General features: G+C 71.5%; 9 protein-coding genes and 3 tRNA genes. 7 read left to right on the top strand and 5 right to left on the bottom strand.

Annotation, left to right across the window (positions count from 1 at the left end):
- Positions 1 to 101: 101 nt before the first annotated feature.
- Complete coding sequence (locus I003_RS0117465; RefSeq protein ID WP_027772683.1) at positions 102 to 3458, bottom strand: S8 family serine peptidase; 3357 nt, start codon at positions 3456 to 3458, stop codon at positions 102 to 104.
- 228 nt (positions 3459 to 3686) lie between these two features.
- Complete coding sequence (locus tag I003_RS0117460) at positions 3687 to 5768, bottom strand: SpoIIE family protein phosphatase (protein WP_027772682.1); 2082 nt, start codon at positions 5766 to 5768, stop codon at positions 3687 to 3689.
- Between the two features lie 216 nt (positions 5769 to 5984).
- Here I003_RS0117460 and I003_RS0117455 point away from each other — a divergent pair, with 216 nt between their 5' ends.
- The 3 genes from I003_RS0117455 (at position 5985) to I003_RS0117445 (ending at position 7215) form a co-directional block, all read left to right on the top strand.
- Positions 5985 to 6869 (top strand): amidohydrolase family protein, encoded by an 885-nt coding sequence (locus I003_RS0117455; RefSeq protein ID WP_027772681.1) that lies wholly within the window; start codon positions 5985 to 5987, stop codon positions 6867 to 6869.
- A 139-nt stretch (positions 6870 to 7008) separates the two neighbouring features.
- A tRNA-Asp gene (locus tag I003_RS0117450) sits at positions 7009 to 7086 on the top strand.
- Between the two features lie 55 nt (positions 7087 to 7141).
- Positions 7142 to 7215: transfer RNA gene (locus I003_RS0117445), tRNA-Phe, on the top strand.
- Between the two features lie 30 nt (positions 7216 to 7245).
- On the opposite strand, the gene I003_RS36935 is transcribed toward I003_RS0117445, so the two are convergent.
- Positions 7246 to 7623, bottom strand: coding sequence for a hypothetical protein (locus I003_RS36935; RefSeq protein ID WP_078564121.1), 378 nt, complete (start codon positions 7621 to 7623; stop codon positions 7246 to 7248).
- A 352-nt stretch (positions 7624 to 7975) separates the two neighbouring features.
- Between I003_RS36935 and hrpA the strand changes: the two genes are divergently transcribed.
- The 3 genes from hrpA (at position 7976) to I003_RS0117425 (ending at position 12585) form a co-directional block, all read left to right on the top strand.
- A complete protein-coding gene (gene hrpA, locus I003_RS0117435) occupies positions 7976 to 12058 on the top strand; it encodes an ATP-dependent RNA helicase HrpA (RefSeq protein WP_027772679.1) in 4083 nt (1360 codons plus the stop codon).
- Positions 12059 to 12136: 78 nt separating this feature from the next.
- Positions 12137 to 12211 (top strand) — tRNA-Asp (locus I003_RS0117430).
- Positions 12212 to 12390: 179 nt separating this feature from the next.
- A complete protein-coding gene (locus I003_RS0117425) occupies positions 12391 to 12585 on the top strand; it encodes a DUF6274 family protein (protein WP_027772678.1) in 195 nt (64 codons plus the stop codon).
- A gap of 355 nt (positions 12586 to 12940) precedes the next feature.
- Here the strand turns inward: I003_RS0117425 and bldC are convergent, their stop codons facing one another.
- Positions 12941 to 13147: a developmental transcriptional regulator BldC gene (gene bldC, locus I003_RS0117420; protein ID WP_003949541.1), complete on the bottom strand. Its 207-nt coding sequence runs from the start codon at positions 13145 to 13147 to the stop codon at positions 12941 to 12943.
- A 614-nt stretch (positions 13148 to 13761) separates the two neighbouring features.
- Positions 13762 to 14595 (bottom strand): DUF8083 family protein, encoded by an 834-nt coding sequence (locus I003_RS0117415; protein ID WP_027772677.1) that lies wholly within the window; start codon positions 14593 to 14595, stop codon positions 13762 to 13764.
- Between the two features lie 194 nt (positions 14596 to 14789).
- On the opposite strand from I003_RS0117415, the gene I003_RS0117410 reads away from it, so the two are divergent.
- On the top strand, positions 14790 to 15872 hold the full coding sequence (locus tag I003_RS0117410) for a Glu/Leu/Phe/Val dehydrogenase dimerization domain-containing protein (protein WP_027772676.1): 1083 nt from the start codon (positions 14790 to 14792) through the stop codon (positions 15870 to 15872).
- The last annotated feature ends 232 nt before the right edge of the window (positions 15873 to 16104 follow it).

Here is a 16104-nt window from a genome sequence, read left to right as displayed (position 1 = left end):
AAGAACGGCCCCCGGTCCGTCGCCGGACCGGGGGCCGTCCCTCTCGTGCCGCCGTACGGGCCGCTCAGCGACCGGTCACGTACGGTGCGGGCCGGGTGCGGTCACCGCGCCCGGTAGGCGTCGAAGATCCGCTGCTGAACGCTGTTGCCCTGCTTGTCCACGGCCTTCGCCTTGAACGACACGGTCTTGCCCGCGGCCGGGTTGACCACGGTGACCCTGCCGTCCCGCACCGGCAGCTTCTCCCAGGTCCCGCCCCGGTCGGTGGAGACCCACACGGTCAGCGACTTGAGGTTGCTGCCCGCCGCCGAGCCCAGCACCTTGACCGGCACCTTCTTCGTCGCCCCCGCGTTGGAACTGCTCGCCGCCGACAGCGTCGGCGAGAAGCGCACCACGGAGATCGGCAGCTTCTTCACGCTGTCGGTCCTGGCGGAGGAGAAGGCCCAGGTGGCGGTCACCTTCGTGGACGTCCGCGCGACCGTGGCCGGGCGGGTGGAGGAGGTGGTGAGCTTGTAGTCGGCGCTGCCGGCCGGCACGGTGAACCGCGCGCCGATCGGGAGGTCGTTCACCGACGCCAGCTTCTCGCCGTTGCGGTACAGCGAGGTGTCGGCGTTCTCGTACAGCGAGTAGCCGTAGTGGGCGGGGTCGTCGAGATAGACGGGGATCAGGGCGTCGATCGTGTTGCCCTCGCGGTGGACGCCGAGGTCCTTGGTGAGGATCGGGCCGACCACGGCGGCGTTGAACGACTCCTTGTACGTGCCGCCGCCGGCGTAGGTGCGCGCCTCCGTGCTGTACGCGATGTCCTCCCACTCGTCACCGAGCTGCCAGTACTCCAGCTCCCAGCCGATGCGGTCGACACCGCGCACGTACAGCGTGCCCGTGTAGGGCACGTCCCGCGCGGTCGCCGTGGCGCCCGTGCCGCCGGCGATGAACGGAACCGCCCACAGGAAGCCCTGCCGGCCCTCCGCCGAGGAGCCGAGGGTGAGGTCGAGCTTCGCCAGCTCGCTCTGCGGGGTGGCCCGCTTGATACCGGTCCAGGCGGTGGTGCGGTTGGCGTTGCTGTAGACGGTCTGGTACTCGGTGCGCCCCTCGCCGGTGAAGTACGCCTGCACCTGCTGGTACAGCTCACCGGTGGGGGCCGCCGGGCCGAGGTGCGCGGTGCGGGTGTCGGCGTCGCCGTCGACGGAGGTGAACAGCCCGATGCCCACGTCGGCCGCGATGACCTCCAAGCCGAGGTCGAGGTTCGTCCGCACGGCGGCCTCGTCCGGCACGCTGATGTCGACCGGCTTCGCGGTCCCGGCGTCCAGGGTGACGGTCGTGTCCCCGGTGACGTCGAGGCGCGGCTGGTTGATCCAGTCGTACGCGGTCAGCTCGTCACCGTCGTACGCCGCGACGTCGCCGCTGACCAGGTAACGGCCCTTCGGCACGCGCACGGTGAAGGTCTCTTGGCCCTCGACCGCCTCCCAGATGTCCCAGTTGCTCTGCTCCATGCCGGTCAGGAAGCCTTCGCCGTCCGTGGTCGGCTGCCCGTCGCGGCCGAGGAACTTCAGGGTGACGTCGTACGCCTCGCCCTCGCGCTCCACGCCGCCCGGGGTGACGACACGCTGGCCGCCGCCGGTCGCCGTCACGTACACCGAGTACGCGCCGTCGAGGTCCCCGCCGAGGCGGGTGTCCACGGTCACCGGCACCTCGGCGGTGCCGCCGGCCGGGACCGTGACCTCCTCGGCGCCCAGGCTGTAGGTCCCCGCGGGGGCGGCGCCGCCGCCGGGCTGCACGGTGGACGCCGACAGCGACAGCGTCACGTCCTCGGTGCCCAGGTTCCGGTACGTGATCGCCTTCGTCACCGGCTCGTCGTCCTGGTGCGGCCACTCCTGCCTGCCGAAGCTCAGCGACGCCGGCTCGCTCACCACCGCCTGCCCGACGGCCTGGTCCGAGGCGATGAGCCCGGCGCCCTGGCCGAACGCGCCGCGCTTGGCGGCGGGCTTGGCGGACGCCGACAGCGCTGCCTTGAGCTGCTCGCCGGTCCAGTCGGGGTGCTGCTGCTTGAGGAGCGCGGCGGCGCCCGCGACGTGCGGTGTCGCCATGGACGTACCGTCGATCGTCAGATAGCCCTCGGGGTTCTGGCCGACCTCCTGGTCGATGACGCTGCCGGGCGCGGCGGCCGCGGTGATCGCCACGCCGGGGGCGGTGACGTCGGGCTTGACCGCGCTGTCGCCGATCCGCGGGCCGCGGGACGAGAAGCCCGCCAGCCCGCCGTTCGGGCCGACCGCGCCCACGGTGAGCGCGGCGTCGGCGGAGCCGGGCGAGGAGATGGTGTGGCTGCCCGAGCCCTCGTTGCCGGCGGCCACCGCGAAGAGCACGCCCTCCTCGGCGGAGATCCGGTTGACGGCCTCCTCCAGCGGGTCGACCTCGGGGGTGTCGCCGCCGCCGAGGCTGAGGTTGACGATGTCGGCGTCCTGCTCGACGGCCCACTCGAAGCCCGCCAGGATGCCGGAGTCGTCGCCGTAGCCGTCGTCGTCGAGCACCTTGCCCGCGAGCAGCTCGGCGTCCGGCGCGACGCCGGTGAATTTGCCGTCCGACTTCGCGCCCGTGCCGGCCGCGATGGAGGCGACGTGGGTGCCGTGGCCGTAGCGGTCCTCGGCGTCCGCGGCGGGGGTGAAGTTCTCGGTGGCGACGACCTGTCCGGCGAGGTCCGGGTGGGTCTCGTCGACGCCGGTGTCGAGGACGGCGATCTTCACGCCGTCGCCCTTGTAGCCGGCGTCCCAGGCGCCCGGGGCGCCGATCTGCGGCACGCTGACGTCCAGGCTGGCGCGGCGCACGCCGTCCAGCCAGACGCGCTTGACGCCGGACTCGGCGGCCAGCGGCTCGGCGGCGCTCTCGCCGCTCCCGGTGCGCGTCAGCGCCTTCCAGACGGCGGCGGCCTCACCCTTGGCGGTGGTGACGGCCTCGGCGTTGAGCCGCGGGAAGCGGTGCTCGACATCGGTGCCGTCGGCGGCGTGCAGCCGGTCCCGCGCCGCGGGGCTCTCGCCCCGGTAGTCGACGATGAGCTTCAGGCCGGCGCGCTGCTGGCGTACGTACTCGGGGCGGGCCTGGAGCGTGACGTCGAACAGGCGGCGGTCCAGCGTGCCGTCGGCGACGACCGCGGTGGCGTCGCGCGGTATGACGTACGTGTGGCCCTTCGACTCGAAGGTGCGTATGGGTATCTCCGCGCGGCCCTGCCCGCGGCGGATCGCCACGGCCTTGCCGTCGGCGTCGACCCGTACCCGGTCGCCGGTGATGAGCGTCACCCAGGTGCCGCTCTGCTTCGCGTACGCTGTCTGGCCGTTCCCCCCGGCTCCCCCGGCCGCTCCGGCCGCCGGTGTGGCGGACGCCGCCGGCGCGGCCGTGAGGCCCGCCGTGAGCGCCGTCGCCGCCGCGGCCGCTAAGGCGGCGGTTCCCGCCCTCTTGATGTGTCTGCGCACTGAACCCCTCCCTGTGCCTCAAGGGGTCAGGAGTCACTGGCGCCCCTCACCCCTCCGTCACCCAATAATCCGCCAACCGCCACGAAATGGTTCCCTCCGTTACGCGGGCGCGCGGGTGGCGCGGGCGAGAGCGCAGGTCAGAGGGGTGGCAGCGGAGTTGTTCAGGAAGGCTTTTTGTTCAGCGACGACAACTACTGCCGTGCATGCGGCTGTTACCCGCCGTACCGCTCACTGCTCCTCGTGCTCGCGGAACTCGGCCCAGATCGCCTTGCCGTCCCCGCGCGGCTCCACACCCCAGCCGTCGCACAGCGCCTGCAGCAGCAGCACCCCGCGGCCCGACGACGCCATCTCACCCGGGTGCCGGCGGTGCGGGAGGTTGCCGTCGGCGTCGGCGATCGTCATCCGCAGCACGCGCCGCCCCGGCGGCCCCGTCAGGTCCGCCAGAACGCTGGCGGTGCTGTCCGTGTGCATCATGACGTTCGCGATCATCTCCGAGAGCGCCAGCTCCGCCGCGTCGATCTGGTCGGCCGTCGCCCAGTCGTAGAGCAGGCCGCGCAGTTGGTGCCGGGCGTCGGAGATGCGCTCCTGCTCGGACTGCGGCACGGCCAGGTACATGTGCCGCTCCGACTCCGGGTGCGCCAGCCGCGTCGCGCCCGCGGTGCGCAGCAGGACGAACGCGATGTCGTCCTGGGTGCGCCCGGAGTGCGGCCCGCGGGTGGCGTACGAACCGGGTCCCGCGACCGTGTCCACGATCGCGTCCGCCACCGTCTCCAGCCCCGCGCCGAGCGTCGCCGCGAACGCGGCGCCGAGCCGGGCCTGCCCGCTGTACAGGTCGTGTCCACCGGACTCCACCAGGCCGTCGGTGCACAGGAGCATCGTCTCGTCCGGGTCGATCTTGTGCTCGGAGAGCGGGTACACCGGGTCGTCCTCGATGCCCAGCGGCACGCCGCCGTCGCTGGGGTGGATGACCATCGTGCCGTCGGGCAGCGCCACCGCCGGGTCCAGGTGGCCGGCGCGGGCCACGGTCATCGTGCCGGTCGCCGGGTCGGCCTGGAGGTACAGGCAGGTGGCGAAGCGGGCGTCGGCGGGGTCGTCGAACTGCCGCTCGTTGAGCCGGCTGAGGAAGGCGGAGGCGCGGGTGAGCACGGCGTCGGGGCGGTGGCCCTCCGAGGCGTACGCGCGGATGGCGATGCGCAACTGGCTCATCAGCCCCGCGGCCCGTACGTCGTGTCCCTGTACGTCGCCGATGACCACGGCCGTCTGCCCGGAGGAGAGCGCGAAGACGTCGTACCAGTCGCCGCCGATCTGCAGTCCGCCGCCGGAGGGGACGTACCGCGCCGCCACCTCGAAGCCGGGGACGCGCGCGACCGCCGGCAGCATGCTGCGCTGCAGCCCCTCCGCCAGCTCCCGCTCGGACTCGTGCACGTGCACGTCCGACAGCGCCTGCCCCAGCATCCGCGCCACCGTCGTCAGCACCGAGCGCTCGTCCGGCGTGAACGACACCGGGTCGCCGAACGCCGCCATCCACGCCCCGACCGCCCGGCCGTCCGCCATCAGCGGCAGGAACGCCCACGACCGGCGCATGGCGGACGGGGCGCGCCGCCACGCCTCGGGATACAGGCGCGCGTACTCCTCGGGGCTGGAGATGTACACGGCGCGGCCCTCGCGCACGGCCTCCGAGGCGGGCAGGGCGGCGTCCTTCGGGTTGCTGCGGAGGGGCTCGATGTCCTCCTCGCGGTATCCCTGGTGGCCGATGAGCACCAGGTCGTCGCCCTCCAGCGCGAAGACCGCCATGCCGTCGGGCGAGAATCCCGGCAACGACAGCGACGCCGTCACCCGCAGCACCTGGTCGGTGGAGCGCGCCTCGGCGAGCGCGCGGCCCGCGGAGAGCAGAAACGCCTCGCGCGACAGCCGCCAGTCGCTGTCCCCCGGCGGCCTGTCGCCGGGCCCCGCGGGCGCGTCGATGACCTCCTGGACGGTCCCGACGATGTCGGTCTGCTCCCCCGGCGTCGACCCCAGGGCGTGCATCCGGCAGCGCACCACCCGTACGACGTCGCCCTGGACGTCGGTGACGCGCAGCCGGCCCTCGGCGAGGGTGCCCTCGGCGAGGGCGAGGTCGAGGATGCCGTTGAGCTCGATGTAGTCGACGCCGTGCAGCCGGGCGCGTACCGCGGAGGCATGGACGGTGGCCTCCACGGGCGGCAGCCCGAGCAGCCGGGCGGCCTGCGCATCCAGCATCACCCGGTCGGTGTCCGTCGCCCAGCGCCAGACGCCCGTACCCAGCCCGGAAAGGACCTCATCCGCACGCATTGTCCACATTTTATGCTTCAGAGGGGAAAGTACGGCGCTTTGCGGCTTTCTTCCCTGCCCGGGCGAGGCGGGCGCAGAAGGCCGGCCGGCCCGGGTGAGGCGGGTTGAGTCGTTGATCTCTCCTCCCCGGTGCGCCTTACGGACGACCGCCCGCCTGGTGGACGATCGGCGGGAGGCACGTTGGCAGCCCCGGGAGCAGAACGGGAGACGACCCCTTTGACCAGCATAGATACCGAGCAGGACCGGGTGGCGGCGTTCCGCCGCACGCTCGGTCTCGCTCACCTGATCGACGTGCACACCCACTTCATGCCGCAGCGGGTGCTGGCGAAGGTCTGGGCGTACTTCGACGCCGCCGGCCCGCTGGTCGGGCGCCCGTGGCCGATCGTGTACCGGCAGGAGGAGGCCGAGCGGGTGGCGCTGCTGCGCGGCTTCGGAGTGCGCGCGTTCACGTCGATGCTCTACCCGCACAAGCCGGGCATGGCGCGGTGGCTCAACGACTGGTCCGCCGGCTTCGCCGCCCGTACGCCGGACTGCCTGCACACGGCGACGTTCTTCGCGGAACCGGGCGCGGCGGACGACGTACGGCGGGCGGTGGAGCAGGGGGCGCGGGTGTTCAAGTGCCACCTCCAGGTCGGCGCGTACGACCCGAACGACCCCGTCCTCGACGAGGTCTGGTCCCTCCTCGCCGACGCAGCCCTCCCCGTCGTCACCCACTGCGGCTCCGGCCCCGTCCCGGGCCCCTACACCGGCCCGGCACCGATCGCGGCGCTGCTGAAGCGGCACCCGCGGCTCCGGCTGGTCGTGGCGCACCTGGGGATGCCCGAGTACGAGGACTTCCTGACGCTGGCCGAGCGCCACGAACACGTCATGCTCGACACGACGATGGCGTTCACCGCCTTCGCCGAATCCGCCGCCCCCTTCCCGCCCCACGCCCGCCCCCGCCTGTCCGCCCTGCGGGACCGCATCCTCCTGGGCACGGACTTCCCGAACACCCCGTACACGTACGCGGACGCCCTTGACGCGCTGACGACCCAGGACCAGGACGAGGACTGGATCCGCGCGGTCTGCCACGACAACGCGGCCCGCCTCTTCGGGCTGTAGGACCCCGCCGCTGCGTTTAGGGGACCCGGCCGGGGTTCTGCTACGCTGATCCAGCGACGTCACGGCCCGTAGCCGACGACGGAGAATCCCGGTAGGGATCGCGCATCACTCTGTGCGAGACTAGAGCTCGCGCAAGCCTGGTCCTGTGGAGCAGTTTGGAGTGCTCGCCACCCTGTCAAGGTGGAGGCCGCGGGTTCAAATCCCGTCAGGACCGCCACCCTCGGGCACCGCCTGAGGGCCACCCGACTGGGGACCCCGGTCCCCGGCCGTCGGGCTGGGTAGCTCAGTTGGTACGAGCGTCCGCCTGAAAAGCGGAAGGTCGCCGGTTCGACCCCGGCCCCAGCCACGTGACGCCCCCTCTTCGGAGGGGGCTTTTTCATGCGCTTGTACGCCAGCGGGCCTTCGGGAGAGCTTGCGGCCGAGGGCCGGTGGGGCGGGCGCTCTCCTGCTGGGCTCGGAGCAACCTCAGGTGTGGGGGTGGTCCGGGTTGTGGTGAGGGTCGCGAGGCGTTGGGCGGGGTGAAGTGGGGGGTGAGGCGCGTTGTGGTCAGGGCGAAGGAGGTGTTCGTGGCGGTGTCGGCGTAGAGGTAGCTGCCGCCTCCGCCGGTCCGGGCGTCGGCGGCACCCGCGACGGCGTCGACGACGAGATCGCCGTGGTGGTGGACAGCCACCTGCAGGCCGGTTTCGGCCCCGGTGCCGACGAGTTCGTCGAGGACGCTTCGGACCTGTTGCTGCAGCGACGGCTGCCTCGTCACGCCCCGGCACGAGGCATGTCCAGCCGGCCCGGCGCCGGACAAGCCAGCTTCGGCAGGAGCCGTCATGCCTTCTGGTAGGCGTTGCGTGCAGCGCAGGTGATGCCCCAACCGCAGGGGGACTCACCCGTGGCATGCGCCCACGAGATCACGGCGGGAGGGTCCCGGCGGCGGGCAGGAGACGCCCTCCCGGGCCGCGGGACCCCGCAGCCTCGTCCCGCGCCGCCCCCTCGCCGGCTCGCCGCCTTCGTCACGGATCATCCGGATGAGTGGGATGTGATCCTTTCGCCCCACTCGAAACCCCCGCCGAAATAGTTCGCCGCCGCCCCCGCCCAGGTGAGACCCTTGACTCCGTATGTCCACTTCCGCCGCCCCCAGCTTCGCCGATCTCGGCGCCCGCCTCTCCGCCCTCACGCTCCGCGACGAGCAGCGGCTCGGCCGCCGCCTCGACGGCGCCCGTCGCGTCCGCAAGCCGGAGGCGCGGGCCGCCGTGCTCGCGGAGATCGCCGCCGCTGTCGACGCCGCGGAGCTGACCGCCGAGCGCCGGCGCGCCGCGGTGCCCCCCGTGTCGTATCCGCAAGAGCTGCCGGTCAGCCAGAAGAAGGACGACATCCTCGCGGCCATACGCGACCACCAGGTGGTGATCGTCGCGGGTGAGACCGGGTCCGGCAAGACGACCCAGATCCCCAAGATCTGCCTGGAGCTGGGGCGGGGTGTCCGGGGTCTCATCGGCCATACACAGCCCCGCCGTATCGCGGCCCGCACGGTGGCCGAGCGCGTCGCCGAGGAGCTGCACACCCCGCTCGGCGAGGCCGTGGGGTGGAAGGTCCGGTTCACCGACCAGGTCGGCGGCGACACGCTCGTCAAGCTCATGACCGACGGCATCCTGCTCGCCGAGATCCAGACGGACCGCGAGCTGCGCCAGTACGACACGATCATCATCGACGAGGCGCACGAGCGCAGTCTGAACATCGACTTCCTCCTCGGCTACCTGGCCCGCCTCCTCCCCCGCCGCCCCGACCTCAAGGTCGTCATCACCTCCGCGACCATCGACCCGGAGCGCTTCTCCCGGCACTTCGGCGACGCGCCGATCGTCGAGGTCAGCGGGCGTACGTACCCGGTGGAGGTGCGCTACCGCCCGCTCCTCGACGAGGGCGGCGAGGACGCGGACCGGGACCAGATCACCGCCATCTGCGACGCGGTCGACGAGCTGCAGGCCGAGGGCGACGGCTCCGGCGACATCCTCGTCTTCCTGTCCGGCGAGCGCGAGATCCGCGACACCGCGGACGCGCTGGCCAAGCAGAAGCTCCGCGACACCGAGGTCCTCCCGCTCTACGCCCGCCTCTCGCACGCCGAGCAGCACCGTGTTTTCCAGCGGCCCGGCCCGCGGGGACGACCGGCCAGACGGGTCGTGCTGGCCACGAACGTCGCCGAGACGTCGCTGACCGTTCCCGGTATCCGGTACGTCATCGACACCGGCTTCGCCCGCATCTCCCGCTACAGCCACCGCACCAAGGTCCAGCGCCTGCCCATCGAGCCCATCTCGCAGGCCAGCGCCAACCAGCGCAAGGGCCGCTGCGGCCGGCTCGCCGACGGCATCTGCATCCGGCTGTACTCGGAGGAGGACTTCTTCGCGCGGCCGGAGTTCACCGACGCCGAGATCCTCCGTACGAACCTGGCGTCCGTCATCCTCCAGATGACCGCGGCCGGCCTCGGCGACATCGAGAAGTTCCCCTTCATCGACCCGCCGGACAGCCGCAACATCAAGGCGGGCGTCCAGCTCCTGGAGGAGCTGCACGCGCTGGATACCGACCGGAAAGACCCGAAGAAGCGCCTCACCGAGACCGGTCGCAAGCTTGCCCAGTTGCCCGTCGACCCGCGGCTGGCCCGCATGGTGCTGGAGGCCGAGCGCAACGGCTGCGTACGCGAGGTCATGGTCATCGCCTCCGCCCTGTCCATCCAGGACCCGCGCGAGCGCCCCGCCGACAAGCAGCAGCAGGCGGACCAGCATCACGCCCGCTTCCGCGACGAGTCCAGCGACTTCGTGACGTTCCTCAACCTGTGGACGTACGTGCGCGAGCAGCAGAAGGCGCTGTCCTCGTCCGCGTTCCGCCGCATGTGCAAGCGTGAGTTCCTCAACTACCTGCGCATACGCGAGTGGCAGGACATCTACTCCCAACTGCGCACGATCGCCCGGAGCATGGGCATCCACGCGGCGGACCGGGACGCGGCTCGCGATCTCGTCCACCAGTCCCTTCTCGCCGGGCTCCTCAGCCACATCGGGCTGAAGAACGCCGAGGGGGAGGGCGGGAGAGAAGGGGCGGCGAAGAACGAGTATCTGGGTGCGCGCAGCGCGAAGTTCGCCGTCTTCCCCGGCTCCGCGCTCTTCAAGAAGCCGCCGCGCTGGATCATGTCCGCCGAGCTGGTCGAGACCTCCCGGCTGTGGGCGCGGGTCAACGCGAAGGTCGAGCCCGAATGGGTCGAGCCGCTGGCGCAGCACCTGGTCAAGCGCACGTACAGCGAGCCGCACTGGGAGAAGGACCGGGCCGCGGTGATGGCGTACGAGCGCGTCACCCTCTACGGGGTGCCGCTGGTGGCGCGGCGCCCGGTCAACTACGGCCGTATCGACCCGGAGACGTGCCGCGAGTTGTTCATCCGGCACGCGCTCGTCGAGGGCGACTGGCGTACGCACCACAAGTTCTTCGCCGCCAACCGGCGCCTCCTCACCGAGGTCGAGGAGCTGGAGCACCGGGCGCGCCGCCGCGACATCCTCGTGGACGACGAGACCCTTTTCGCCTTCTACGACCAGCGTGTGCCCGAAGACGTCGTGTCCGGGGCGCACTTCGACTCCTGGTGGAAGAAGAAGCAGCGCGAGGAACCGGAGCTGCTCAACTTCGAGAAGTCGATGCTCATCAACGAGCAGGCGGAGGGCGTCACCAAGGACGACTATCCCGATTCCTGGCGGCAGGGGAAGCTGAAGCTGCGGGTGACGTACCAGTTCGAGCCGGGCACGGACGCGGACGGCGTCACCGTCCACGTTCCGCTGCAGATCCTCAACCAGGTGGTCCCGGACGGCTTCGACTGGCAGATCGCGGGGCTGCGCGAGGACGTGGTGACCGAGCTGATCCGCTCGCTGCCGAAGCCGATCCGGCGCAACTACGTGCCGGCGCCGAACTACGCCAAGGCGTTCCTGGAGCGCGCCGTGCCGGTGCAGGAGCCGCTGACGACGGCGCTGGCGCGGGAGTTGCAGCGGATGGTGGGGGTGCCGGTCGCGGCGGAGGACTTCGACTGGGGCAAGGTGCCGGAGCATCTGAAGGTCACGTTCCGCGTGACCGACGAGCGGCGGCGGCAACTGGCCGAGTCGAAGGACCTGGAGGAGCTGCGGCTGAAGCTGAAGCCCCGGACGCAGGCGGCGATCACGCGTGCGTTCGACGAGGCGTCAGGCGCCGGGGAGGGCGGCAGGAAGGGCGCCCGCGGGGCCGGCGCGAAGAGCGACGGCGGCGGGCCCGCGCTCGACCGCCGCACCGGTCTCACCTCGTGGACCATCGGTTCCCTCCCCCGCACCTTCGAGACCGTTCCCCGAGGTCTCGGCTCCGCTCGTCGAGCAGGGGATACCCCGTTCGGCGGGAACACCGTCAAGGCGTACCCGGCCCTGGTGGACGAGGGCGAGACCGTCGCCGTGCGGCTGTACGACACGGAGGCGGAGCAGGCCGCCGCCATGTGGGCCGGTACCCGTCGCCTGATCCTGCTCCAACTGCCCTCCAACCCCGCCAAGTTCGCCAACAGCACGCTGTCCAACCAGGCGAAGCTGGCGCTCTCCCGCACCCCTCACGGGGGCGTCCAGGCCCTCTTCGAGGACTGCGTCACCGCCTCCGCGGACCGGCTCATCGCCGCCCGCGGCGGGCCCGCGTGGGACGAGGAGGGCTTCCGTAAGCTCTTCGACTCCGTACGGGCCGACATCGTGGACGCCACGATGCAGACCATCCGGCAGGTGCAGGAGGTGCTGGCGGCCTGGCACGCCTGCGAGGGGCGGCTGCGAACGGTCAAGAGCCCCGTCCTGGCCGAGTCCGCGGCGGACGTACGCGAGCAGTTGGCCTGGCTCATCAAGCCCGGCTTCGTCACCGAACACGGCGCGGGCAAGCTGCCGGACCTGCTGCGGTACCTGGTCGCGGCGGACCGCCGGCTGCAGCAGCTCCCGACCCACGCGGAGCGGGACCGGGCGCGGATGGCGAAGGTCAAGGAGATGCAGGACGAGTACGCGTGGCTGCTGGAGCAGCAGCCGCGCGGGCGGCCGGTGCCCCGGCCGGTGCTGGACGTGCGGTGGATGATCGAGGAGCTGCGGGTCAGCTACTTCGCGCACGCGCTGGGGACGGCGTATCCGATCTCCGACAAGCGGATCGTGAAGGCGGTCGACGCGCTGGTGCCACCGGGGCGGTGACCCCGCGCGCGGCGCGGGATCCGGTTCGACCGGGGGCCTGAGCTGCTGTAGAGTCGGGCACGCGCGTCGCGCACGCAAGGTCCTGTGGAGCAGTTTGGAGTGCTCGCCACCCTGTCAAGGTGGAGGCCGCGGGTTCAAATCCCGTCAGGACCGCACATTTTCCGCAGTATCGCGCTTCTTCTGGCCCCGGCCGCGTTTTCGGCCGGGGCCGCCTGTGTCTGCGGTCCCCTTCCGCCCCACGGATCTCGTTCCGTCACATCCGCCCTGGTACGCGGTCTAGACCGGCTGCTCGTTTCCTTGACGGGCGTCCGGGCACTGGGTACTCAAGGGCTATGACGACCACCGTGCGACACGAGACGAAGGCCCTTCTGCGCGCCCATCTGTCCGCCGCGTCGTCGTACGGGCACCTCACCCCCCACTGTGCTGTGTGCAGCCGGCTGCTGCGGCTGGCGATGGAGTCCGCGCCGCCCGACGGAGCGGAGGAGAACGACACGACGGAGCAGGACGGGGCAACGCTCCCGGGCTAGGACCGGAGTTGACGGGGGGTCATTATCGTAGCGGTCGCCAGGGCCGCAAGCCGACTTGGCTGTGACGGGGATCACTCATCCAGTTTCGAAAGAGGCGGATTTACGCCCCCCTTAGGTCAGGTCAATTTTGTATATGCCATTGCACCCATGCCCGGACGGGCACCGACACTTCCGGACGCCGGGTACGCGTACGGCCCCCGGTGGCCGCCCCGGGGAGGGGCGGCCGCCGGGGGCCGCGCGGCACATCGCGCTGGACCCGGCGGAGTCCAGCGCGATCGACGTTGCTGCGTCGCGTGTGGTTCGAAGGGCGTGAGCCGGGCTAGGGGGTCCCGGCCGGCCCCGGCGACGCGGGTGGTCAGGCCTCGCTGCGCTGCTGCGGAATGCCCGCCAGCAGTGCGCGGACCTCCGCCTCGCGGTAGCGGCGATGCCCGCCGAGCGTGCGGATCGACGTGAGCTTGCCGGCCTTCGCCCAGCGCGTGACCGTCTTCGGGTCAACGCGGAACATCGTGGCTACCTCGGCGGGGGTCAGCAGCGGCTCGGCGTCAGGGGTGCGAGCGGTCATGAGCGGCCTCCTCGGGAGAACCGAACCTTCTCGGTTCTTTCCTCTAAATTCTGCACCTTGACCCTCGTTGACCGATATGGCCGACGGGGGTCGAGTCGGTAATAGGACGAACGGCTTGTCCTCGGCACTACAACTACACCATCTGTCCAGCGGCGTCGGCCAAACCGATGGAATTGCCCTCTGAGGTGTTCAACCTCGACGGATCCCGCTGGACCGTGCCATAGCGGACAGTCACACCGTCGTGACGATCAGTCACAGCACCACCAGGGGCCACAAGGTCTCCACGAAAGGATCAATGCTCGGCATTCCACCCCAAGTTGGACGGAACATACCTCATCTGGACTCCTTGCCCTATATCGTCACCCAGGCTATGCGGTGACGGCAAGACCCGGGTACGTGCTTTCCATCACGCTTGACCAAATAGCCTGGTTCGGGACCTTCGTCCGGGACCAAAGGTCCCCGGTGACAGGGACCGAACGGCCCCTTCCGTGCCGGGGCATGGCGGGACACTAGTCCGGATTTGTTCGTCGCACTAGTGAGCGCTTGCTCAGCCGCCGCCAGGACCCCCGCCGCCTCACCCGTCCCACGGGCACCGGCCGCCCCGCGCGTAAGCGCTAGCTGGCGAACTGCCGCTCGCGCACGACGCCCCAGCGGTCCGTCAGCCGCTGATACGCGCGCCCGGCCCGCTCCTCGTCCCCCGCCGCCAGCGCCGCGAGGCCCTCCGCGACCTCCGCCGCGGACCGGTCCTCCGCCAGATGCTCCCGGGACAGGACGTGGACGAGCCCGCCGTAGTCCAGCTCCACCAGCGAGCGCGGATGGAACTCTTCCAGCCACTTTCCGACGTCCACCAGGCCCTCGACGAGCGGCGCCTGCCCCACCGTGTCGCGCAGCGCCTTCAGCCCGCGCGCGACCCGGCGCCGGGCCTGCACCATCGGCGTGCGGTAACGCAGCAGGGGCCGCGGGCCCGTCTCGTACTCCCTCTCCTCGTCGGAGAAGAGCACGAACCAGCGCATCGGGACCGTCCACACCGCGGACCTGATCCACGGCCGGGCGTCCGGATTGTCCAGCCGCCAGCGCTCGTGATCGGCGAGCGCCTGTTCCCGTACGACCTCCGGCAGCGCCGCCTCCAGCACCGGCTGCGGCAACTCCTCGACCAGCTCGTCCAGGGCCAGCCAGCTCCGCAGCCGGGTGCGCCACGGGCAGACGCACGTCACGCCGTCCACGTCGGCGACGAAGGCGTCACCGCTCTCGTGCGCGGGGGCCGCCGTCGGCGGGGTGCCGGCCAGTCCGGCCAGCGCCCGGAGCAGCTCGTCCTGGCTGGTGGGGGCCGCCTCGCGGGCGGCGTAGCGGTACCAGTGGGTGCGTTCGGGCTCGGGGAAGGCTGCCAGCGGCTCGTACACGCGCAAGTATGTCGCGTACGGGATCACCAGTGACGACACCACGGCCACGCCCTCTCCCCTCTCCCACGTACGTATCCGAGTCTCCCGCAGACTATGGTGCTGAGTCCTCCGGGGGGACGCCTCCTGGGGACCCGAGACCCCGCCGGGGGTCCGAGAGGCGGGCGCCGCTCTACGCTTGAGCCACTACCTGCCCTCCCCACCCCTGGAGGGCAGCAGCCCGCGACCAAACCGGAGTCACCACCGTGACCGACGTTCTCTCCACACTCTTCCGCTCCGACCAGGGCGGACATGAACAGGTTGTCCTCTGCCAGGACCGTGAGACCGGCCTCAAGGCGGTCATCGCGATCCACTCCACCGCCCTGGGCCCGGCCCTCGGCGGCACCCGCTTCCACTCCTACGCCTCCTCCGACGACCCGGAGCAGGCCGCGGTCCTGGACGCGCTGAACCTCTCTCGCGGCATGTCGTACAAGAACGCGATGGCCGGGCTCGACCACGGCGGCGGCAAGGCCGTGATCATCGGAGACCCCGAGAAGACGAAGACCGAGGAACTGCTGCTGGCCTACGGTCGCTTCGTCGCCTCGCTCGGCGGGCGCTACGTCACCGCGTGCGACGTCGGCACGTACGTCGAGGACATGGACGTCATCGCCCGTACGAACCGCTGGACCACGGGCCGCTCGCCTTCGCACGGCGGCTGCGGCGACTCCTCGGTGCTGACGTCGTTCGGCGTCTACCAGGGCATGCGTGCGGTGGCCGAGCATCTGTGGGGCACGCCGTCGCTGCGCGGGCGGCGGGTCGGCATCGCGGGAGTCGGCAAGGTGGGGCACATCCTCGTGGACCATCTGGCCGGGGAAGGCGCGGAGGTGGTGATCACCGACGTGCGGGCGGAGGCGGTCGAGCGGGTACGGGCCGCGCACCCCGGCGTGACGGTCGTCGCGGACACGGACGCACTGATCCGCGAGCCGCTGGACGTGTACGCGCCGTGTGCGCTGGGCGGGGCGCTCAGCGACGACACGGTGCCGGTGCTGGCCGCGAAGGCCGTCTGCGGCGCGGCGAACAACCAGCTCGCGCACCCGGGCGTCGAGAAGGACCTGGCCGACCGCGGCATCCTCTACGCGCCGGACTACGTGGTCAACGCCGGCGGCGTCATCCAGGTCGCCGACGAGCTGCACGGCTTCGACATGGACCGGGCGCGGGCGAAGGCCGCCCGGATCTTCGACACGACGGTGGAGATATTCCACCGGGCGGCGTCCGACGGCGTACCCCCGGCGGTGGCGGCGGACCGGATCGCGGAGCAGCGCATGGCGGAGGCCGGGCGCCGCGGCTGAGCGCCGCGCACACCCTCGCCCGCCTCTCGGCGCGCGCCGCGCACGCCGGGGCGGGCGAGCCAGGTGTGCACGTTTACGTTGGCAAAGCACCGGCGTCACGTAACGCATGTCACCACCGTGCGGCGGGTCGCCCCTCGTCAGACGATAGAATCAGGTCGTGACCAGCGGGGACGCGGGCCTCATCGGGATCGGCGGCGGGGCCCGTACTGCCAGCGACGTACCGTCAGGGTGC

It is taken from the genome of Streptomyces sp. CNQ329 (assembly GCF_000482585.1).
Note: the sequence above shows the minus strand (reverse complement) of the source record. Positions and strands in the feature narration are given on the sequence as shown.

Coding starts and splice junctions, on each gene's coding strand:
- bldC (WP_003949541.1), bottom strand. CDS start 13,147: ATGACCGCTCGCACCCCTGACGCCGAGCCGCTGCTGACCCCCGCCGAG.
- I003_RS0117460 (WP_027772682.1), bottom strand. CDS start 5,768: ATGCGTGCGGATGAGGTCCTTTCCGGGCTGGGTACGGGCGTCTGGCGC.
- I003_RS0117425 (WP_027772678.1), top strand. CDS start 12,391: ATGACGACCACCGTGCGACACGAGACGAAGGCCCTTCTGCGCGCCCAT.
- hrpA (WP_027772679.1), top strand. CDS start 7,976: ATGTCCACTTCCGCCGCCCCCAGCTTCGCCGATCTCGGCGCCCGCCTC.